Origin of the sequence: Klebsiella sp. KP20-425-1 (assembly GCF_025813515.1) — a bacterium.
Lineage (GTDB): Bacteria > Pseudomonadota > Gammaproteobacteria > Enterobacterales > Enterobacteriaceae > Klebsiella > Klebsiella pneumoniae.
The window spans coordinates 1,270,177-1,289,583 of the sequence record NZ_CP109614.1 but is presented as its reverse complement, the minus strand read 5'-3'; the positions used below and the strand labels follow the sequence as shown (position 1 = coordinate 1,289,583).

General features: G+C 57.7%; 16 protein-coding genes. 4 read left to right on the top strand and 12 right to left on the bottom strand.

Annotated features, from left to right (window positions below; all coding sequences use genetic code 11):
* Window positions 1-10: 10 nt before the first annotated feature.
* The 3 genes from OHJ17_RS06390 to OHJ17_RS06380 form a co-directional block, all read right to left on the bottom strand.
* Window positions 11-847 carry a hypothetical protein gene (locus OHJ17_RS06390; RefSeq protein ID WP_021440564.1) on the bottom strand — a complete coding sequence of 279 codons (837 nt, stop codon included), beginning with the start codon at window positions 845-847 and terminating at the stop codon, window positions 11-13.
* Between the two features lie 99 nt (window positions 848-946).
* The gene (locus tag OHJ17_RS06385; RefSeq protein ID WP_004185122.1) at window positions 947-1,927 is read right to left on the bottom strand and encodes a nickel/cobalt transporter; all 981 of its coding nucleotides are present in this window, start codon (window positions 1,925-1,927) and stop codon (window positions 947-949) included.
* The gene (locus OHJ17_RS06380; RefSeq protein WP_004151988.1) at window positions 1,918-2,556 is read right to left on the bottom strand and encodes a DUF1007 family protein; all 639 of its coding nucleotides are present in this window, start codon (window positions 2,554-2,556) and stop codon (window positions 1,918-1,920) included. The genes OHJ17_RS06385 and OHJ17_RS06380 overlap by 10 nt, the downstream gene beginning before the upstream one ends.
* Window positions 2,557-2,680: 124 nt before the next feature.
* Between OHJ17_RS06380 and csiE the strand changes: the two genes are divergently transcribed.
* Entirely contained in the window at window positions 2,681-3,958 is a 1,278-nt protein-coding gene (csiE, locus tag OHJ17_RS06375) for a stationary phase inducible protein CsiE (RefSeq protein WP_002914002.1), read from the top strand.
* Here csiE and OHJ17_RS06370 read toward each other — a convergent pair.
* The 4 genes from OHJ17_RS06370 to OHJ17_RS06355 all read right to left on the bottom strand — a co-directional run bounded on the left by OHJ17_RS06370 (window position 3,955) and on the right by OHJ17_RS06355 (window position 10,788).
* Complete coding sequence (locus tag OHJ17_RS06370) at window positions 3,955-5,091, bottom strand: 3-phenylpropionate MFS transporter (protein WP_004144329.1); 1,137 nt, start codon at window positions 5,089-5,091, stop codon at window positions 3,955-3,957. The genes csiE and OHJ17_RS06370 overlap by 4 nt on opposite strands.
* 82 nt (window positions 5,092-5,173) lie before the next feature.
* Window positions 5,174-6,007, bottom strand: coding sequence for an aldose 1-epimerase (locus OHJ17_RS06365; protein ID WP_002914015.1), 834 nt, complete (start codon window positions 6,005-6,007; stop codon window positions 5,174-5,176).
* Complete coding sequence (locus OHJ17_RS06360) at window positions 6,007-7,443, bottom strand: sugar porter family MFS transporter (RefSeq protein ID WP_032433432.1); 1,437 nt, start codon at window positions 7,441-7,443, stop codon at window positions 6,007-6,009. The genes OHJ17_RS06365 and OHJ17_RS06360 overlap by 1 nt, the downstream gene beginning before the upstream one ends.
* 69 nt (window positions 7,444-7,512) lie before the next feature.
* The gene (locus tag OHJ17_RS06355; protein WP_032433434.1) at window positions 7,513-10,788 is read right to left on the bottom strand and encodes a DUF5107 domain-containing protein; all 3,276 of its coding nucleotides are present in this window, start codon (window positions 10,786-10,788) and stop codon (window positions 7,513-7,515) included.
* A gap of 112 nt (window positions 10,789-10,900) precedes the next feature.
* Here OHJ17_RS06355 and OHJ17_RS06350 point away from each other — a divergent pair, with 112 nt between their 5' ends.
* Together OHJ17_RS06350 and OHJ17_RS06345 are read left to right on the top strand one after the other, a co-directional pair.
* Window positions 10,901-12,097, top strand: a complete 1,197-nt coding sequence (locus OHJ17_RS06350) for an ROK family transcriptional regulator (protein ID WP_004174823.1) — start codon at window positions 10,901-10,903, stop codon at window positions 12,095-12,097.
* Between the two features lie 73 nt (window positions 12,098-12,170).
* Window positions 12,171-12,593 (top strand): DoxX family protein, encoded by a 423-nt coding sequence (locus OHJ17_RS06345; RefSeq protein ID WP_004197379.1) that lies wholly within the window; start codon window positions 12,171-12,173, stop codon window positions 12,591-12,593.
* A 55-nt stretch (window positions 12,594-12,648) separates the two neighbouring features.
* Here OHJ17_RS06345 and glyA read toward each other — a convergent pair whose 3' ends face one another.
* Window positions 12,649-13,902, bottom strand: coding sequence for a serine hydroxymethyltransferase (glyA, locus tag OHJ17_RS06340; protein ID WP_002914027.1), 1,254 nt, complete (start codon window positions 13,900-13,902; stop codon window positions 12,649-12,651).
* Window positions 13,903-14,227: 325 nt separating this feature from the next.
* Here glyA and hmpA point away from each other — a divergent pair, with 325 nt between their 5' ends.
* A complete protein-coding gene (gene hmpA, locus OHJ17_RS06335) occupies window positions 14,228-15,418 on the top strand; it encodes an NO-inducible flavohemoprotein (protein WP_023313485.1) in 1,191 nt (396 codons plus the stop codon).
* Between the two features lie 74 nt (window positions 15,419-15,492).
* Here hmpA and glnB read toward each other — a convergent pair whose 3' ends face one another.
* From glnB to OHJ17_RS06315, 4 genes are all read right to left on the bottom strand, one after another.
* The gene (gene glnB / locus OHJ17_RS06330; RefSeq protein WP_002914032.1) at window positions 15,493-15,831 is read right to left on the bottom strand and encodes a nitrogen regulatory protein P-II; all 339 of its coding nucleotides are present in this window, start codon (window positions 15,829-15,831) and stop codon (window positions 15,493-15,495) included.
* Between the two features lie 65 nt (window positions 15,832-15,896).
* Window positions 15,897-17,234 (bottom strand): two-component system response regulator GlrR, encoded by a 1,338-nt coding sequence (gene glrR / locus OHJ17_RS06325; protein WP_004149357.1) that lies wholly within the window; start codon window positions 17,232-17,234, stop codon window positions 15,897-15,899.
* Entirely contained in the window at window positions 17,221-17,907 is a 687-nt protein-coding gene (gene qseG / locus OHJ17_RS06320; RefSeq protein WP_002914033.1) for a two-component system QseEF-associated lipoprotein QseG, read from the bottom strand. The genes glrR and qseG overlap by 14 nt, the downstream gene beginning before the upstream one ends.
* 29 nt (window positions 17,908-17,936) lie before the next feature.
* On the bottom strand, window positions 17,937-19,358 hold the full coding sequence (locus OHJ17_RS06315; RefSeq protein ID WP_002914044.1) for a sensor histidine kinase: 1,422 nt from the start codon (window positions 19,356-19,358) through the stop codon (window positions 17,937-17,939).
* Window positions 19,359-19,407: the final 49 nt, after the last annotated feature.

Here is a 19,407-nt window from a genome sequence, read left to right as displayed (position 1 = left end):
TTTTTTTATGTCATTTTATCATGTTGAGGATCTGGCGAATCACCGCATTGCCGCCAATACAGAGCACCGTCAGGCCGCTAAATAAGGCCAGCGGTCCGCGCCAGCGCAGACAGCCCTGCGTCCCCAGCCAGCGCCGGAAACACAGCGCTATCCCTACCGTCGCCAGGCGGGCTAACAGCACGCCGACCATCGCCGGAACCAGCAGCAGCCATCCCCACAGCGGCAGCTCATACTGCTGCGCACTGAGTAAAATCCATACCAGCTGAAACGGCAGATAAAAGCTCAGGGCAAAGATCAGCGGAATGCGAATATTCCCTGCCGGTGCGGCAACGCCCTGAAAGTCGCGCCAGCCGTCGCGCAGCAGTATTCCAGCCAGCACCAGCGTGGCCAGATAGCATACGTCGTTAAAGATGCCCACGATCTGCATTAGCCTGTCGCTGCTTAGCTTACCCATAAACGCGAAACGCCAGAAAATGATCACCAGAAAACCGAACTGCAACACCCAGCTGCGCAGGATCCAGTCGACCATCTCCCGCGGCGAGGGCTGGTTATGCACAGCCCAGGCAACAATGGGCAGTTTACTGTGACCGGGATGACAAAAGGCCAGCACGAAGCCCGACAGCGTTAGGGTGGCGTAGGCCACCAGCGGAATATCCGCGACACTCGCCACCCCGAATCGCATAACATACGGCATGGCGTGGTAGACACGCACCAGATCTGACGGCCACCAGCTGGCCAGGGCTGGAAACCAGAATATGATCGCCAGGCCCGCCAGCAGCCCGGCGGCGCCGGCGCAGCCATAATAGAACCGCCCGCTCTGCGCGGGAGAAACGATATTTGCGGCCATAGCGACTCCTTGTCATCCGCCGAAAAGCGGAAAACTAGAGCATCGCTTCGCCAGCGGCAAGCGCTGGCGCCCACTTTAGGATTTGCGCCCGGCGTCTGTCTAAAACGGACGGATCCCACCGCCGGCAGGGACGGCGCTGAGCCACATCACCCCTGCCGCCGCCAGCAATATGACGCCGCCGGCCAGCGCCAGCGTCGCCCAACTAACCTGCTTCCATAACGCTGGCGCCTGATGGCGACTGAGGCGGATCGCCAGTTGGCGGAACCCATGCACCAACAGCGCCAGCGCCGTGATAGTCAACGAGGTTCCCGCCGCCATCGCCAGCGCCGCCGCCATCCCCCAGCCAAAAACGCCGATTACCTTGCTGAACAGCAGAACCATGATCGCCCCCGAGCAGGGACGCATGCCCATCGACAGGACAATCGCGGCGCGAGCCCGCCAGTCGTCGCCGGCCTGCAGCTGCTCCGGGGCCGGGAGATGCTGATGCCCGCAGCCGCAGTGTTCGTTATGAACATGATGCGGGGTAAAAGCGGTAAACGTTGGCCGGCGCAGCAGCAGACGCAGCTTTTTTAACGCCCGCCAGCACAGCAGCAGCCCTAACGCACCCACCAGCAAATAGCTCCCCTTCTCCAGCCAGAAACTGCTGAGGTGCAGCTGGCGCGCCGGCAGCTGCAGCAGCGCCAGCACCACGACCACCAGCGCGATGGCCACCAGCCCCTGTAATAAAGAGGCGGCCAGCGTCAGGCCAATGCTTGATTTCAGCTTCGCGGGATGGGTGGCAAGCCAGGTCGTAATGACAATTTTACCGTGGCCGGGCCCTAAGGCATGGAGCACCCCGTAAACAAAGCTAAACCCCAGCAGCGACAGCCCTGCCGCCGCCGGGTTCTCCGCCACCGCCTGCAGCAGGCGGCTGAGTTCCAGGTTGAGCGAACGCTGCCAGACTGCGCTCTGCATCAGCACCTGCGGCCACGCCCGCCACAGCCAGATGCCGCCGATGATGCTCACCGCCAGCAACAGCGCCAGCGGCCACAGCGCTTTCCAGCGCGAAGATCGCGCGCGCGGAGTAAAAATTACTGACATGTCAGGGTCACCTTCTGGGCAAAATAGCTGCCCAGCGCCATATCCTCCGGCGGCGCATCCGCTTTATCCAGCGACTGGGCGTATGAGAGCATTTTGTCGTTCGGTTTTGGCGTCATCACCGTTGCCTTACAGGCGGCCCGCAACCCTGCGGGCAGGGAAAAATCGCTATCCTTGTCATAAAACATATCGACGTAGTAGGTCGGGTCGAAGGTGGAAAAGGTAAACGTCTGCCCGGCAATGGGTTGCGGCGTCGCCAGCGGCAGAGTAAAGGTGAGTACCGCCTGCAGTCCGTCACGTTCGAGGCCGTAACCGTCGGGACGATTGTCAAATTTAACCCGCTGACCGTTATGCCACAGCTCGCTGAAATAGTGCTGACCGAGCACGTTGGCCATCACCTCCGCCGCCAGCTTTTTCCAGACTTCGCTGCCCGGTTTGGCGTTTCCGGCATCATAGAGCAGATCCGATGAGGTAATTTCATCCATCGTCCAGCGCATTTTAAAGGCGCTCAGCAGACCGTCCTTGACCACCGGCTCGCTTTGCAGGCTGATGAAGCTATGCGGATGCGCAGCGGCCGACCATGATAAAACCATGAAAAACGCCGCGCTTGTGCATTGTTTCACTCTGTTCATCTGTTCCTCACGTGAAAAATTCTGTGAACTTCGCCAGCAATCCTGAGTAAAAGCGGACGCTCTTCCCTGCCCACGCCGCGGTCATTGTCTATCCTTAGCGGAAACCCTAACTGGAACTTACCAGATGATGACCGTCATTGAACCACCATCTGCGCTTTCCAGTCCACAGCGCCGTAGCCAGGTGCTCCTGATGTTTTATCTGCCCGGACAGTCGGTGACGACTGAACGGCTTGGCAGGATCAACCTCGTTGATGAGACCACGGCCCGGCAGGATATTGAGGAGACCGGACGCGAAATTCAGCGTTACCACCGTTTGACCCTCCAGTCACAGGTGGACGGCAGCTATCGGATTGAAGGCGCCGCGCTCGACCAACGTTTATGTCTGCTGCATGCGCTGCGGCGGGGGCTGCGCCTCTGCCCACAGTTCGTTAATCATCATTTTACCCCGGCGCTGAAAACGCAGCTTAAACAGGAAGGCATTGCCCGCACCTTATACGATGATACCAATCTGCAGGCGCTGGTGAACCGCTGCGCGCGGGCGCTCAATCGCCAGTTTGACTGCCGCGACGTGCAGTTTCTGCGCTTGTACCTGCAGTACTGTCTGCTCGAACATCACCGGGGATACTCTCCGGACTTCAATGAGGAACAGCAACGCTGGGCTCAAACCGCCGCCGAGTTCACCCTGGCGCAGGAGATTGTCCGCCACTGGCAGCGTCGGGTCGGCGCTCCGCCCCATGTCGGAGAACCTTTTTTCCTCTCGCTGCTGTTTATGTTGCTCAAAACCCCCGACCCGGTCCGCGACGGTCACCCGCACGATCGCCGCCTGCGGCTGGCTATCTCCGGCCTGATCCACCGCTTTCAGATCCTCGCTGGCAGAGCGTTCAGTGATGAGCAGGGGCTCAGCGATCAACTCTATATTCATTTGTCGCAGGCGTTGATCCGCAGCGTGTTTGCTATCGGCATCGACAGCACGCTCACAGAGGAAGTGACCCGGCTCTACCCTCGCTTACTGCGTACCACCCAGGCGGCATTGAGCGAATTCGAGGAGGCCTGGCACATCCGTTTTAATGAGGAAGAGACCGGTTTAATCGCGGTGATCTTTGGCGCCTGGCTGATGCAGAAAAGCGACCTGCACGAGAAACAGGTGCTGTTGCTAACCGATGACAACCCAGCTATTGAAGAGGCCCTGGAACAACAGCTGCGCGAACTAACGCTGCTGCCGCTGAATATCAAATACCAGAGCGTAGAGCGCTTTCAGAAGGAAGGTGCGCCCAAAGGGGTGACGCTTATCGTCACCCCCTATGCGACGGCGCTGCCGCTGTTTTCGCCGCCGCTGATCCACGCGGAGAACTACTTCACTGAACGCCAGCAGCAGCATATCTGCGCCATGCTCGAGGACTAGGCCGCCACCGCTTTTGGCCGTATAGCCATCGCCGGGAGCGTCAGCAGGGCCATCACCCAGAATACGCCCTGGTGCAGGTGCTGATAGAGGAAACCGGCGAAGACGGTCATGATGGCAATACTGCCGCCCATCGCCACCGCGGAGTAGACGGCCTGCAGACGGATCACTTCGCTTCCCTGACGGGCGGCGATATAGCGCATCGCCGCCAGATGACACACCGTGAAGGTGCCACAGTGAAGGATCTGCGCAAGGATGAGTCCCGGCAGCGCCGTGGTCCAGCCCATCAGTCCCCAGCGAATCAGCCCGCAGGCGGCGGAGAGCAACAGCAGGTCGCGGGCGCTGAAGCGGCGGAACACCTTTTTACTCAACGCGAAGATCACCACTTCCGCCACCACGCCTAACGACCACAGATAACCGACCGCCGAGGCGGAATAGCCGGCCTGCTGCCAGTAGATGGCGCTAAAGCCATAGTAGGCGGCATGCGCTCCCTGCAGCAGACAAACGCAGGCGAGAAAGCGCCAGCTTTGGCGCACCAGCGTCAGCCAGGCCGCCATTCCGGCCCCCTGCTGCTGGCGCGACTCCCCCTGGGGCATCACCGACGGCTTAAGCAGCATGCCGAGCAGCATCGAGGCGACCCCCAGGCTGAGCATCAGCAGGATCGCCCGGTAATCGAACAGGCTCACCAGCTTGCCGGTCAGCGCCGAACCAATTACAAAGGCAATAGAGCCCCATAGCCGCACCCGGCCATAGTCCATGGTGATCTGCTTTTGCCAGGTATTGGCCAGAGCATCCGTCAGCGGCACCAGCGGCGAAAAGAACAGGTTGAAGCCGATGATGATCGCCAGCAGCCATGCTACGTGGCTGCCGGCCCAGAAGGCCAGCGCGAAGAGTAAGGTTAACAGCGCCAGCACGCGCAGCGCGGCGATCAGCCGGGAGGGATCGCTCACCCGCGGGGCAATCAGCAGACTGCCGAGAAAACGGGCCACCAGACCGGCGCCAAGCAAAATGCCGATGGTTTCCGGAGTCAGCCCGTTTCCGGCCAGCCAGACGCTCCAGAAGGGCAGAAAAATACCGTAGCTAAAAAAGTAGGTGAAATAACTGAGCGCCAGCCAGCGCGTGGAGTGCAAGACCATGATTTCCTCCCGAATGGTGGCGATAGTCTGGCGATAAACCCCGGCGGGCGCAAGATGCTCTTGTCTGCTGATAGCTCGTTATTTATGCCCCCTCGATGATGATTTTCAGCGAAAAATTCAGCTTCTCTCCCGCGCCTAAAACTCGCAGCCCCGGCTGCCCGTCCATGTTGTGGGCGTTTACCGGATGGCTTTGCGGCTCGAGGCAAAGGAATGATTCACCTTGCATTCTGAACAGCATCAACCACGGAGTTTGCGATAGAATTGTGATATTCATCACGTCATTACTTACCTTCGCCCGCCCGCCCCAGCCGGAATAACCCACGTTCAGCCAACGATCTTCACCGAACTGAGCCACGCTGAAATTGGCATAGTCGGGCAAGTTTCCTTGCCAGTTGAGAGGTAAATGATTCTCCCCTTCCGGCCAGTAACCGCTGACCTGGAACTGAACCTTGCTGCGTTCATCGAAAGGGAAAAAGGGATGAAAGCCGCAGCCGTAAAGCGCAGGGACCTCCCCATAGTGGGTAAGCGTTAGCTCCGCTATCAGCTGGTTACGCAGCAACTGGTAGCGGAGCTGCGCCAGATAATCGAAACCGCAGGCATGCTGCCGACGCAGCTGTAATACACAATACTCGGCGCCGCACTCAATAATATCCCAGCGCTGTAACCAGCCGTCACCGTGAAGAAAGAAATACTCGTCGGCATGGTGGCGAGGCAGGACAATCTCCTGCCCATGAAAAATAAAACGGTTGCCGGCGACGCGATTGGCCAATGGCAGCATCGGAAACATGCCGCCGGCGGGATTTTCATATAGCACCGGCGCTTGATATTGCCGCGAGAATAAACTTTGCACTTTGCCGCCCAGAGAAGAGACGCACATCCGCAGATGCGCGTTCTCCAGAATCCACTCTTCCGCCATTAGCGCATCTGCTCCTGCTTCGCCGCATTAACGCCCGTATGACGCTGCGCCAGCTGCTCTTCCAGCGCTTCGAGGGTGATACCTTTCGTTTCCGGGACGTTGCGCAGGATATAGAGGTAGCCGGCAGCGCAAATGACACCATACAGCAGGAAGCTTCCTGCCGCGCCCAGACCGGCATTAAGCAGCGGGAAAGTATAGGTTAACAGGAAACAGGCGATCCACAGCGCCAGGGTACCTAAAGACATCGCGAGTCCACGTACGCGGTTGGGAAAAATCTCCGCCAGCAGCACCCAGGTCACCGGCGCCAGGGTCAACGCATAAATAGCAATCGCCGCCAGCACCAGCAACAGTACCGGCCACCCCATAATGCCCATGGCGTAAGCGCCGGCGATCAGCACATAGATCAGCGTCAATCCCGAAGCGCCAAGCAGCATTAATTTACGGCGACCGATTTTATCCACCAGCGGCAGCGCCGCAATGGTAAAGACCAGATTAACGACGCCCGTCGCGACGATCGATTTCAGCGTGCTGTTAATATCGAACCCCGCCGAGGCAAAAATCTCCTGCGCGTAGTTAAAGATGACGTTAATCCCACACCACTGCTGGAATATGGCGAGCACCATGCCAATGATCACAATCGGTTTCACCTGGGGAGCCAACAGCGCGCCATAGGAGACTTTATTGTTATCCTTTTCCAGGGTATGCGCGATTTCACGCAGGATCCTGTCGGCATAGTCGGCAGAACCAATGCGTTCCAGCGCAGCCCGGGCGCGCTCCGGTTTACCGGCCTTCATGAGCCAGCGCGGCGACTCGGGGACAAAAAACATCAGGACCAGAAACGCCAGCGCCGGCACCAGTTCCGCACCGAACATCCAGCGCCAGCCCATCTGCCCATTCCAGCTGTCCACAATCATCTGCTGCGTCGCCCCCGGCTCCACCGGTTCAGCAATCATCAGATTGATTAACTGAGCGGCCAGTACGCCAATCACGATGGTGAGCTGATTGACCGCGACAAAACGCCCTCTTTTCTCTGCCGGACTGACTTCGGCAATGTAAAGCGGGCTGAGAGCGGAAGCCAGACCAATCCCTACGCCGCCCACAATGCGGTAAACCACAAACATATCGAAATGACTGGCGACCGCCGTCCCCCAGGCCGACGCGCTGAACAGCACGGCGGAAAGAATTAATGGCAGCTTGCGCCCCAGTTTGTCTGCGCACCATCCCGAAATTAATGCGCCGAAAATACAGCACAACAGCGCTGAGCTCATCGCCCAGCCGGACTGCGCCGGGTCCGTAATTGAAAACCAGGCTTCATAAAATGGCTTAGCGCCGCCAATCACCACCCAGTCATAGCCAAACAGTAAACCACCGCAGGCGGCGACCAGACAAATCGTCCAGACGTAGCCCATTTTGAGATGTGTCTGCGCGTTGTTCATAATGATTCCTCTATAAGGGAAACGCAGGGAACAGTAGGGTTCAGGCGGGCCGAGCCCGCCCATTGAGGTTCAGGAAAAAATGCCGCTTTGCAGGGCATGGCGAATCAGATGCGCCTTATCATGAGCCGGATTTATTTGCAGAAGCTGCTGCATCCTCTGCTGGCAGGCGGATACGTTGCCCAGCCCCAGATGGCCCAAAGCTTCAATAAACAAGCAGTGCTGCTGATGTCTCTGCTGCGCTGATACATCGAGAACCACCAGGTCCGGAAGAGAGACGGCAAAAAAATCGACTTGCGGAACGTCATCCCGATGCTGCGCGGCCCAGTCGATAAAATGGCGAAAGTGCTGCTCGGCCTGCGCTGGGTTACCGCTCTTACGCAGCGCAATGCCCTGCCAGAAAAGATAATCGGCGGGTTGATCGTTGTAGTACCGCCCGGCGTCCAGCGTTGAGCCCCCTTGCCGGGCAAGCTGGTAATATTCCGCCGCCTGCTGCGCATCCCCAGCCTGTTCTGCGCAGTAGCCCAGCAAATACCAGATATCGTTATCCGTTTGCCCAGGCAGTCGCCCCTCCCCCAGATTGTCGGGATAGCGTAATGCGGCTTTCAGACAGTCCGTGGCCTGTTTAAACGCCCCACGCTCGATGAACTGTAATGCCCGATGGAGCTGATTGAGCAAATACTGGCCGGTGATTTTCCCTTCTCCTCCTTCCCAGGGATGGAATACGCGCGTATCCAGAATCGCGGCGGCATCGGCATAATGACCGGACGCGTTCCACAGGCTTAGCAGCTCAGCGGTCAGGTCGTCCCGCTTCAGCACCACGGCTTTACGTTCCACCAGCGTCGTCAGTCGCTCATGTACCGGCCTGGCCAGTAATTTTTGCAAAAAATCGAGTTCAAACAGGAAGCGCGCATTGTCCGGCTCCAGCGCTACGGCGCGCTGCAGATAAGCCAGCGCCTGCGTTGCATCCTGCTGTTTATTCCAGGAGTAAACGCCCAGCAGACGATGAGCGGGCGCATAATCGGGAGATTTTTCGAGCGTCTCGCGCCAGCAGCTCACCGCCTCGTCATAGCGACGTTTGCTGTACCAGAAGCAACCGAGTAGATAGCGGGCAAAAGCGCTGTCGCCCAGCGACTGCAGCATCTGAACTTCATCGAGCGAGTTAGGGAAACGAACATTGTGCGCATGGCAGTGCTCGGCGGCGGCAATAAACTGTTGGCGTTCATTGGCATCATCACTTAGCGACGCACGCCAGAGCATCGGCAGCGCTTCCTGACTGTCCAGAACCGCAAGAACCTCTTTCACCGCCGACGTCTGTCCGATAGAGAGCAACCAACCCGCCAGCAGGCTGGCGTTGACCCCTCTGCGCCCCGTGATGCGCAGCAGGGTTTCTCGCGCGTCGTCGCTCCGCTCAATCATCCAGCGCGCGCAGTGCAGCGGATAGCTCAATGGGTATTGCTCAAGAGAGGCGAAAATAAACTCCAGCGCTGCTTTCTTCTGCCCACTGTTGGCTAATGCCAGCGCTTTCAACCCCATCGCCAGAGGATTGCTGGCGTTGAACCGCAGACTGGTGTTTACTTTTTCCAGCGCATCGGCAACATCACCGCGCTTCATCGCCAGCCGCGCCAGCGACCACCAGGCGGCGTCACGGCAGTTACCGCTCCAGGAGGCTTTGTAATAGTGATCCCAGGCGCCTGCATCATCCCCCATCCTTTCCAGCACGCTGGCAAGCAGCATACTGGCTTCGCCATCTCGCGGGTTCTTATTCAAACGATGCGCGCGCTGTAGCGCAGCACGGGCACACTGTTCCGCCAGCGCCCAGTCGGCACTGTTGAACGCCAGGGTACCGAGGGCAACATTATTGCGATAATCCTGCGGATCGAGCTCAACCGCCCGACGATAGTAATCCCCGGCGTAGCGGCTTGCGTGGTTGTATTGTTCAAGGTGCTGGCCGATAAAATAGAGCTCGTCGCCATTGTGGATCGCTTCCGGTAACGCGGGCGCTATAGCTGGTTCGGGCAGCGGCGTCTGTTGGGTAATATGTTCCTGATAATCCAGCAGCGGCTGGTTCTCGGCGGTTTTCACTTTGAGGGTTAAGCGCCCGACGCCATTTTCCGGCAGCGTCTGCTGCCAGCTCTCACCGGGCTTCAGCGTCAGCTGAGTTTCGTACAATGGCTGATGGTCAGCGCTGAGTTCAACCACGATATGATTTAGCGGAGCAATGGCATATACGCCAAGCTGCAGTTGCCCAGACTCGCGAACCAGCTTCAGTGCCAGCTGTGTATTGGCATTTTGCACCATCCCTAACTCGCTGTAGGGAAGGAAATTTTGCACAAACACCTTCTCTTCATAAGGCGCAAGCCACGTAAAGTCAGGCTGGTTATCGGTGAAGACGCCGGTCATCAGCTCAATATAAGGGCCATTTTCATCAGTCAGATTTCGATCCCAGGCCTGGCCAAAATCCCCGTACCCCCAGCTCCACTGTTTCTTGCCAGGAGAGACATGGTGATCGGCAACATGCAGTAACCCGCCTCGCTCGTCATGATGATAAGCGCCGACAAAATCGTAATCCGACTTCTCCGCCATATACGAAGTGGGTACCGGGACGTTTTTATAACGGGAGATATCAACCCCCGCAGAATAGTCCACTTTGTAGTAGGTACCGGTGGCAATCGGGAAAGCGGAAACATCACGCTTACCATGGTCGAATACAGCGGTGACATCGGGTGGGAATACACTCTGGTGGGCATCGCCGCCTTTTACTGCAGGGTTGGCCCACCACAGGAAATGGCGCGGCGTGGCGTTACCATTGAAGATCTTGCCAGTGATTTCAATCAGCGCGCGGTCAGGATAGAGCGTAAACCCGGCCATAACCTGCAAACCGCGCATGGGCTCCGCTTCCCCCATCCATACGGTCTGCGCGCCGTTTTCTCCCTGCTGAATAGAAAAATCGACCGGCTTAAAGGTCGTCGGCCGGTGATGTTGCGGCCAGTTAAATTCGATTCCGCCGGAGATCCAGGGCCCGAGCAGCCCTACCAGGGCTGGCTTAACCACCTCATTGTAATAGACGAAATCACGTTGTTTGACTTTGTCATATGCCCGGTGAATACGGCCGCCAAGCTCCGGTAGCAGCATGACCCGAAGGAAATCATTCTCCATCCACACTGCCTGATAATCGCGCATTTCGCGTTCGCCGGTCAGGGTATCAATCACGCCGTAGGGATAGACGCTGCCGGAAGAACCTTGATAAACACGTTTTTCCAGAAACATAGGGTTCGGATCTTCCGCGCCCGTCGTCCACGTTGGTAATGAAATGATTTCCTGCCAGACCTTAACCGAACCGTACATGATGCCTCCACTAAACAAAACGAAGTAAAAGTTGCAATAACAGGAGTCTATATCGCCAATTCGCTGTTAAAATGCGCAATACTCACGCAATATAGTTAAAGGAGTTAAGTGTATGCAGCGTACTGGCTTTAATAACGCCCGGGTCCGGCAGGCCAATAAGTCGATTTTTCTTTCCCATCTGTGGCGGGAAAAGCAGCTCAGTAAATCACAGCTCTCTCAACTCACCGGTCTCTCCATTCCGGCGGTGAGCAATATTCTGGCCGAGCTGCTTAGCGAGGGATTGATCGGTCACTCAACGGAACACTTGAGCAAACGGGGCGTGAACAGCGGCAGCTACCAGATCCCCGAGCACGGCGCCTGGACACTGTGCATGAATATCACCCCGACCAGCATTGAATATCAGCTTGCCGACGCCCGCCTGCTGGCAGTGGATGGCCATCAGCATTTGCCGGTCAACGCGCCCACTCCTCAGGCCCTGCTTGAGGCCATCGTTGAATGCTGGCGGCATATCCACCGCCGCTACCCGCAGCACAGCATCAATCTCGCCCTTGGCGTGCATGGACAGGTTGATCCGATTACCGGCGTTTCACAAACCATGCCCCAGGCACGCTGGAAAACACCGATCGAAATAAAGTATCTGCTTGAGGAGCGGCTTGGCGTGCAGGTTCGGGTGGATAACGACTGCGTGATGCTGGCGCTGGCGGAGAAGTGGCAGCATCAGGGTACACAGCAGGATTTTTGCGTGATCAACGTCGACTACGGTATCGGCTCGTCATTTGTGATTAACGATCATATTTATCGCGGCAGTCTGTACGGCAGCGGGCAGATTGGGCATACGATTGTCAATCCTGACGGCAACGCCTGCGACTGCGGAAGATACGGTTGCCTCGAAACCGTCGCCTCTCTCAGCGCGCTGAAAAAACAGGCCCGAATGTGGCTCAAAACGCAGCCTGAAGCAACGCTCGCCCCCGAGCAGTTAACCACGGCGTCGCTCATTGAGGCCTGGAAAGAGGGAGATGTGCAAATTCGCGCATGGGTTGATAACGCTGCCAACGCGATTGGCTTAAGCCTCTATAATTTCCTGAATATATTAAATATTAATCAAATCTGGCTTTACGGGCGCAGCTGCGCCTTCGGTGAGCAGTGGCTGGAAAGTATCGTCAAACAAACGGGTTTCAACCCCTTTGACCACCGGGATACGCCGCGAGCGCACGCCACCCAAATTGGCTTTGGCCAGCTGACACGCGCCCAGCAGCTGATGGGGATAGGTTATCTGTACGTTGAGGAGCAATTGCAGACGCTGGTTTAGTCATAAACGAACGTGGCGGAGCGCAAATTTGTGTATTACGTTTAAATCACACGTCTCTCATAACGAGCTGATTATGAACACACTCCGCTATTTTGATTTTGGCGCTTCCCGCTCTCTGTTGCTGCTTATCGCCCGCATCGCCGTGGTGATTCTGTTTATTCTTTTTGGCTACCCCAAACTGCTGGGCTTTGACGGTACGGTGCAGTACATGGCCGCCTCCGGCGCGCCGATGCCGACCCTGGCGGCGATTATCGCCGTCATTATGGAAGTGCCTGCCGCGATTCTGATTGTGCTCGGCTTTTTCACCCGCCCGCTGGCGGTCATCTTTATTTTCTACACCCTGGGCACGGCGGTGATTGGCCATCACTACTGGGATATGACTGGCGATGCGGTATTGCCGAACATGATTAACTTCTGGAAAAACGTCAGCATCGCCGGCGCTTTCCTGCTGCTGGCAATAACCGGCCCCGGGGCGATCTCCCTCGACCGCCGCTAATCTCCAGACGCAAAAAAGGCCGCATACGCGGCCTTTTTGATGTCAACGCTAACGCTTACGCATATACCGGGAAGCGGGCGCAGATATCCAGCACTTTACCTTTCACGCGCTCAATGACCGCGTCGTCATTGATATTGTCCAGCACGTCACACATCCAGCCAGCCAGCTCTTTGACTTCCGCTTCTTTAAAGCCGCGGCGAGTCACTGCCGGAGAACCGATACGGATACCGGAGGTTACGAACGGGCTCTTCGGATCGTTCGGCACGCTGTTTTTGTTGACGGTGATGTTGGCGCGGCCCAGGGCAGCGTCAGCTTCTTTACCGGTCAGGTTTTTATCCACCAGGTCCAGCAGGAACAGGTGGTTCTCAGTACCGCCAGACACCACTTTGTAGCCGCGGTTCAGGAACACTTCCACCATCGCTTTAGCGTTTTTCGCAACCTGCTGCTGGTAAACTTTAAACTCTGGCTCCATCGCTTCTTTCAGCGCCACCGCTTTCGCCGCGATAACGTGCATCAGCGGGCCGCCCTGCGCGCTTGGGAACACGGCAGAGTTCAGTTTTTTGTACAGCTCTTCGCTACCGCCTTTCGCCAGAATCAGGCCGCCGCGCGGACCCGCCAGGGTTTTGTGGGTGGTGGTGGTCACAACGTGAGCATGCGGAACCGGGTTCGGGTACACGCCAGCGGCAATCAGGCCTGCCACATGCGCCATATCGACGAACAGGTAAGCGCCGATGCTGTCAGCGATTTCACGCATTTTCGCCCAGTCAACGATACCGGAGTAAGCGGAGAAACCACCGATGATCATCTTCGGTTTGTGTTCCTGAGCCTGCTTCGCCATGTCGTCATAGTCAATTTTACCGGACTCATCGATACCGTAAGGGATGATGTTGTACAGTTTGCCGGAGAAGTTAACCGGAGAGCCGTGAGTCAGGTGGCCGCCCTGCGCCAGGTTCATACCGAGCACGGTGTCGCCCGGCTGCAGCAGCGCGGTGTAGACGGCAAAGTTAGCCTGGGAGCCGGAGTGCGGCTGGACGTTAGCATAGTCAGCGCCGAACAGTTCTTTCGCGCGGTCGATTGCCAGCTGTTCAACCACGTCGACGTATTCACAGCCGCCGTAGTAACGCTTGCCCGGATACCCTTCAGCATATTTGTTGGTCAGCTGAGAGCCCTGCGCCTGCATAACGCGCGGACTGGTGTAGTTTTCGGAGGCGATCAGTTCGATGTGCTCTTCCTGACGTACTTTTTCCTGCTCCATAGCCTGCCACAGTTCGGCATCATAATCGGCAATGTTCATTTCACGCTTTAACATCCGCATCTCCTGACTCAGCTAACAATAAAATTTCGGCCTAAAAAGGCGGTCCGATTGGACAACGGCCCACAGTATAACCGAATCATTCTGTGATAACAGGTCTTGACAAAGGATTTTACGCAAACGATTGGCTCCGCATGACACAAGGCTTTGAGCAATAACGCCTCTCTCAGTATCAACGGATTTCTTTTCAGGTTTGTGATGCAAATTCTTCATGTTGTAACTGGATCGGGGGAATGTGTTAAAGAACCATTTACAACGCAGGGTTATTTCTTTAAGATGCATTTAAAATGCATCATTAAGATAACACATAAGGAAGCACGCTATGCTTGACGCTCAAACCATCGCCACGGTAAAAGCCACCATTCCCCTGCTGGTAGAGACCGGCCCGAAATTAACCGCCCATTTCTACGATCGTATGTTCGCGCATAATCCGGAGCTCAAAGAGATCTTCAACATGAGCAACCAGCGCAACGGCGATCAGCGTGAAGCGTTATTCAACGCTATTGCCGCCTACGCCAGCAATATCGATAACCTGCCTGCCCTGCTGCCGGCGGTGGAAAAGATCGCCCAGAAGCACACCAGCTTCCAGATCAAACCGGAGCAGTACAATATTGTTGGCAGCCATCTGCTGGCGACCCTCGATGAAATGTTCAGTCCGGGCCAGGAAGTGCTCGATGCCTGGGGTAAAGCCTACGGCGTGCTGGCGAACGTCTTTATCGGCCGTGAAGCCGAGATCTATCAGCAAAACGCCAGTAAAACCGGCGGCTGGGAAGGGACCCGCGCGTTTCGCATCGTGAAGAAAACCCCGCGCAGCCAGCTTATCACCAGCTTTGAGCTCGAACCGGTTGATGGCCAGCCGGTCGCCGATTACCAGCCTGGCCAGTACCTGGCCATCTGGCTGAAACCGGAAGGCTTCGAATATCAGGAAATCCGCCAGTATTCCCTGACCCGCAAAGCGGACGGCAAAGGCTACCGCATTGCGGTTAAACGCGAGGAAGGCGGTCAGGTTTCCAGCTGGCTGCATAACCATGCCAGCGAAGGCGATGTGGTCTATCTGGCCGCCCCGGCGGGAGATTTCTTCCTTAACGTTAAGCCACAGACGCCGGTCACCCTGCTCTCTGGCGGCGTCGGGCAAACGCCGATGCTGGCGATGCTGGATGCGCTGGCGAAGAGCGGTCATCAGGGTCAGGTGAACTGGTTCCATGCGGCGGAAAATGGCGACGTTCACGCCTTTGCCGATGAAGTGAAGGCGCTCGGCGCGGCGCTGCCGGCGTTTACCTCTCACGTCTGGTATCGCACCCCGACTGAGGCCGACCGTCAGGCTGGACGTTTTGATAGCGAAGGTTTGATGGATTTAGCAGCAGTGGCGGACAATATTCGCGACCCGCAGATGCAGTATTATCTCTGCGGCCCGGTAGCGTTTATGCAGTTTGCAGCGAAGCAGCTGGTCGAATTAGGGGTCAACAAAGAAAACATTCATTACGAATGCTTCGGCCCGCATAAGGTGCTGTAAGCCCCGACGACGCGGGGATCTGTAGGCCGGGTAAGCGCAGCGCCACCCGGCAATACTGCAGCGAGCGGCGAGCGTTAAATCGCCGCGTCGTCTTCTTCGCCGGTACGAATACGAATGACCCGCGCCACGTCGAAGACAAAGATTTTACCGTCGCCGATTTTACCGGTCTGTGCGGTACGGATGATGGTATCCACACAGGTATCGACGATATCGTCGGTCACCACAATTTCAATTTTTACTTTCGGCAGAAAATCGACCATATACTCGGCACCACGGTACAGTTCGGTGTGCCCTTTCTGGCGGCCAAAGCCTTTCACTTCCGTTACCGTCATCCCGGTGATGCCGACTTCGGCCAGCGCTTCACGCACGTCATCCAGTTTGAAAGGTTTAATAATCGCATCAATCTTTTTCATGGGGTTCCTGTCTTAATCGCGTAACCGGTTGCTTACCGTATCATAACTTGCGCTATAGTGCGGAGCTACTCTTTAAAGTCGTTGGCGTCGAGCTCATGGCGCGACAGCAGCTTATAGAATTCGGTGCGGTTGCGCCCTGCCATCCGCGCGGCGTGAGTGACGTTGCCCTTGGTAATTTGCAGCAGCTTGCGCAGGTAGTTCAGCTCAAACTGATTGCGCGCCTCCACGAAGGTCGGCAGCGCCGTGTTCTCGCCCTCCAGCGCTTGCTCAACCAGCGCGTCGCCGATCACTGGCGACGAAGTCAGGGCCACGCACTGCTCGATCACGTTCACCAGCTGGCGCACGTTGCCCGGCCACTTGGCGGCCATCAGCCGCTTCATCGCATCGCTGGAAAACGCCCGCACGAACGGCTTATGGCGATCGGCAGACTGACGCAGCAGATGGTTGGCCAACAGCGGGATGTCTTCCGTACGTTCGGAGAGCGGCGGTATTTTCAGGTTCACTACGTTGAGGCGGTAGAACAGGTCTTCACGAAACTCGCCGCGGGCCATCGCCTTCGGCAGGTCGCGGTGGGTGGCGGAGATAATCCGCACGTTGATTTCGATATCGCGGTTGCTGCCCAGCGGGCGCACCTTGCGCTCCTGCAGGACGCGCAGCAGCTTCACCTGCAACGCAACCGGCATATCACCGATCTCGTCGAGAAACAGCGTACCACCCTCAGCGGCCTGGAATAATCCTTCACGGTTACTGACCGCGCCGGTAAAAGCGCCCCGCGCATGGCCAAACAGTTCGGATTCGAGCAGCTGTTCCGGCAGCGCGCCGCAGTTGATCGCCACGAACGGCTTATCATGACGCGGGCTGGCGTTGTGGATCGCCTGGGCGACGATCTCCTTCCCGGTCCCGCTCTGGCCATTAATCAGTACGCTGACATCCGATTGCGCCACCATCCCGGCCTGCTCAAGCAGGCGCAGCATCAGCGGGCTGCGGGTTACAATCGCCTGGCGCCAGGCTTCGTCGGTGGCCGGCGAGCGCTGCTCCAGCGCCTCATCAATGGCTTTATATAAGGCATCTTTATCGACCGGCTTGGTCAGGAAGCTGAACACCCCCTGCTGGGTAGCCGCCACGGCGTCGGGAATCGAACCGTGAGCGGTGAGAATGATCACCGGCATGCCGGGGTGGCCCTTCTGGATCTCGCTAAACAGCTGCAGGCCGTCCATTTCATCCATCCGCAGATCGCTAATCACCAGATCAACTTTCTCACGCCCCAGCACGCGCAGCGCTTCCGGCCCGCTCTCGGCGGTGACCACGCTGTAGCCTTCGCTGACCAGGCGCATGCCCAGTAGCTTCAACAGTCCCGGATCGTCATCCACCAGCAGTAAACGCGCCGGTTTACGGATCGTCATGGATCACCTCCGGCACTTTTTCGCTGCCAAAATTACCGCCCGGCTTGCGGCTGGAGAGCTGGCGTTCGATATCCGTCAGGTTCTCCAGCTTGCGGGTGGTCAGCTCCAGCTGCTCGCGCAGCGCCAGCTCCTGCTGACGCAGTGTCTCCAGTTCGCTATCGCTGGACTGCTGAAGCTTAGCGTAACGGGCACGCTCTTCCACCAGCTGCAGCTGACGGGTCTGGCCGTCGCGCCAGAGCTGATACAGCGGGCGGACCTGAACGGCGATTTGCGGGCTGAAGGTATCGAGACGCGCCACCAGGTCGCGGCGCTCCTCAGGGGTAATTTTAGCATCAGCAAGCAGGATGCCGCGACGAAACGCGTCCTGCCAGCTGTCGTCGGTATGGCGTTTCGCCTCCGCCCGCGCCTGCGCCGGCGCGAGGCGATCGGCACAGTCAATGCCCCGCAGCCAGTAGAGGGGATTTTTGTCGCTGGCATCGCTGCTGTGCGCCCAGATATCCGCGCAGTCTACCGCGACAAAATCGGCCACCTGATGCTGCGCCTGCCCGGGCGCGGCGGTACCTTCCGCGGTATGCGGTGAAAAGCCGGCGGAACACCCCGCCAGCGTCAGACAAGCAATGCCTGAAAGCAGCCATCCGCTGAGGGAACGGCGCCAGGCCAGGAATTGGGACATAGTTCCCCGATATCGATTCATAAGTTGGATTATTCCGGCGCTGAGGGAAGCGTAATGCGAAAACAGACCTGCCCGGCGGGCGCATCAACTAAGCTGAGCTCCCCTTGCATCTGCCGGACGCAGTCGCGGGCGATACTCAACCCCAGTCCACTGCCCTTAACGGCCCCTTTACGCTGGTGACTCCCCTGGTAAAAAGGCTCGAATATCATGTTTTTTTCCGCGGCCGGGATCGGTTCGCCGCTGTTGGCGACATCAATACGCACCTGCTCTCCGTGCCGGTAGCTATGGATACGGATGTTACCGGATTCAGCGCCATAGTGCACCGCATTGGAGTAGAGATTATCCATTACGCTTATCAATAGCGCAGGCTCTGCCAGGCAACGCCGCGCCTGCAGCGTCAGTTCGGTATGCATCAGTTTAGCCCGCGCGGGCAGGCTGTGCGCCGCCACGACGTTTTCCACCAGGTCCACCAGGTCCACCGCTTCGCGAGCCACCGGGCCGTCGGCCTGTTTTCGGTTATAGTCCAGCAGCTGTTCAATCAGCTTTTGCAGGTTACGGCTACTGCTGTCGAGGATCTCGACAATCTCCTGCTGCTCAGGGGTCAGGGGCCCCGCGACCCGGTCGGCCAACAGCTCGGTACCTTCACGCATACTGGCCAACGGGGTTTTCAGCTCATGCGACAGATGGCGAAGAAATTGATGCCGCTGCGACTCCAGCCACGCCAGGCGCTCGCTGAGCCAGATGATGCGCTTGCCCACCGATCGCAGCTCGCGCGGGCCGGTAAACAATGCGGCGTCGTCCAGCGACTTCCCTGCCCCCAGCTGATTGATCATTCTTTCGATGCCTTTCACCGGGCCGATAATCATGCGGGTGAAGAGTAGCACCAGCGCCAGGCTCAGCAGAAACAGCACCAGCGCCTGCCAGCCAAAAAACTGGCCGCGTTCGGCTATCTCCTGCTGCAGCTGTTGGCCACGAGAATAGACGACCGCCCGGGTCGCCTGCACCATATCGCTGTTATTACTGGCGAAAACTTCCAGTCTGGCGGCTGCCTGGGCATCGGGGCCGCTATTTTTACACTGCAGCTGCGCCAGATCGCTGACATCCTGACGCAGCGCCTGCCAGAGCTTCTCGTCCGGCAGCACGCCGGCGTGGGCGTCCAGCATCTGGCTGTAGCGCTGCCGCTGGTTTTGATAGACGCGCGCCAGCGTCGGATCGTCCAGCACGCAGTACTGGCGATAGCTGCGCTCCATCTCCAGTGCGGCATTGATCATCGCCTCGCTGCGTCGGGCGTCGACCAGGGTGGTACGGTTAATATGCGCCGCCTGGGCGCTAAGGGCGTTCAGGCTCTGCCAAGCCTGCCAGGCCAGCACCAGCAATGGCAGCAGGATCAGCACAAAAGAGAGCGTCACCAGCTGACGCAGCGAACGGGGGAAAAGAGAGAGTCGCTTCAAGGATGTTGTCTCAATCATTAGCTCTGGTCGATGCTAACTGAGGAGCGCG

Excerpts from the sequence above, each read along its gene's own strand:
- OHJ17_RS06390 (WP_021440564.1), bottom strand. The coding sequence starts at position 847 with ATGGCCGCAAATATCGTTTCTCCCGCGCAGAGCGGGCGGTTCTATTAT.
- OHJ17_RS06385 (WP_004185122.1), bottom strand. The coding sequence starts at position 1,927 with ATGTCAGTAATTTTTACTCCGCGCGCGCGATCTTCGCGCTGGAAAGCG.
- OHJ17_RS06380 (WP_004151988.1), bottom strand. The coding sequence starts at position 2,556 with ATGAACAGAGTGAAACAATGCACAAGCGCGGCGTTTTTCATGGTTTTA.
- csiE (WP_002914002.1), top strand. The coding sequence starts at position 2,681 with ATGATGACCGTCATTGAACCACCATCTGCGCTTTCCAGTCCACAGCGC.
- OHJ17_RS06370 (WP_004144329.1), bottom strand. The coding sequence starts at position 5,091 with ATGGTCTTGCACTCCACGCGCTGGCTGGCGCTCAGTTATTTCACCTAC.
- OHJ17_RS06365 (WP_002914015.1), bottom strand. The coding sequence starts at position 6,007 with ATGGCGGAAGAGTGGATTCTGGAGAACGCGCATCTGCGGATGTGCGTC.
- OHJ17_RS06360 (WP_032433432.1), bottom strand. The coding sequence starts at position 7,443 with ATGAACAACGCGCAGACACATCTCAAAATGGGCTACGTCTGGACGATT.
- OHJ17_RS06355 (WP_032433434.1), bottom strand. The coding sequence starts at position 10,788 with ATGTACGGTTCGGTTAAGGTCTGGCAGGAAATCATTTCATTACCAACG.
- OHJ17_RS06350 (WP_004174823.1), top strand. The coding sequence starts at position 10,901 with ATGCAGCGTACTGGCTTTAATAACGCCCGGGTCCGGCAGGCCAATAAG.
- OHJ17_RS06345 (WP_004197379.1), top strand. The coding sequence starts at position 12,171 with ATGAACACACTCCGCTATTTTGATTTTGGCGCTTCCCGCTCTCTGTTG.
- glyA (WP_002914027.1), bottom strand. The coding sequence starts at position 13,902 with ATGTTAAAGCGTGAAATGAACATTGCCGATTATGATGCCGAACTGTGG.
- hmpA (WP_023313485.1), top strand. The coding sequence starts at position 14,228 with ATGCTTGACGCTCAAACCATCGCCACGGTAAAAGCCACCATTCCCCTG.
- glnB (WP_002914032.1), bottom strand. The coding sequence starts at position 15,831 with ATGAAAAAGATTGATGCGATTATTAAACCTTTCAAACTGGATGACGTG.
- glrR (WP_004149357.1), bottom strand. The coding sequence starts at position 17,234 with ATGACGATCCGTAAACCGGCGCGTTTACTGCTGGTGGATGACGATCCG.
- qseG (WP_002914033.1), bottom strand. The coding sequence starts at position 17,907 with ATGTCCCAATTCCTGGCCTGGCGCCGTTCCCTCAGCGGATGGCTGCTT.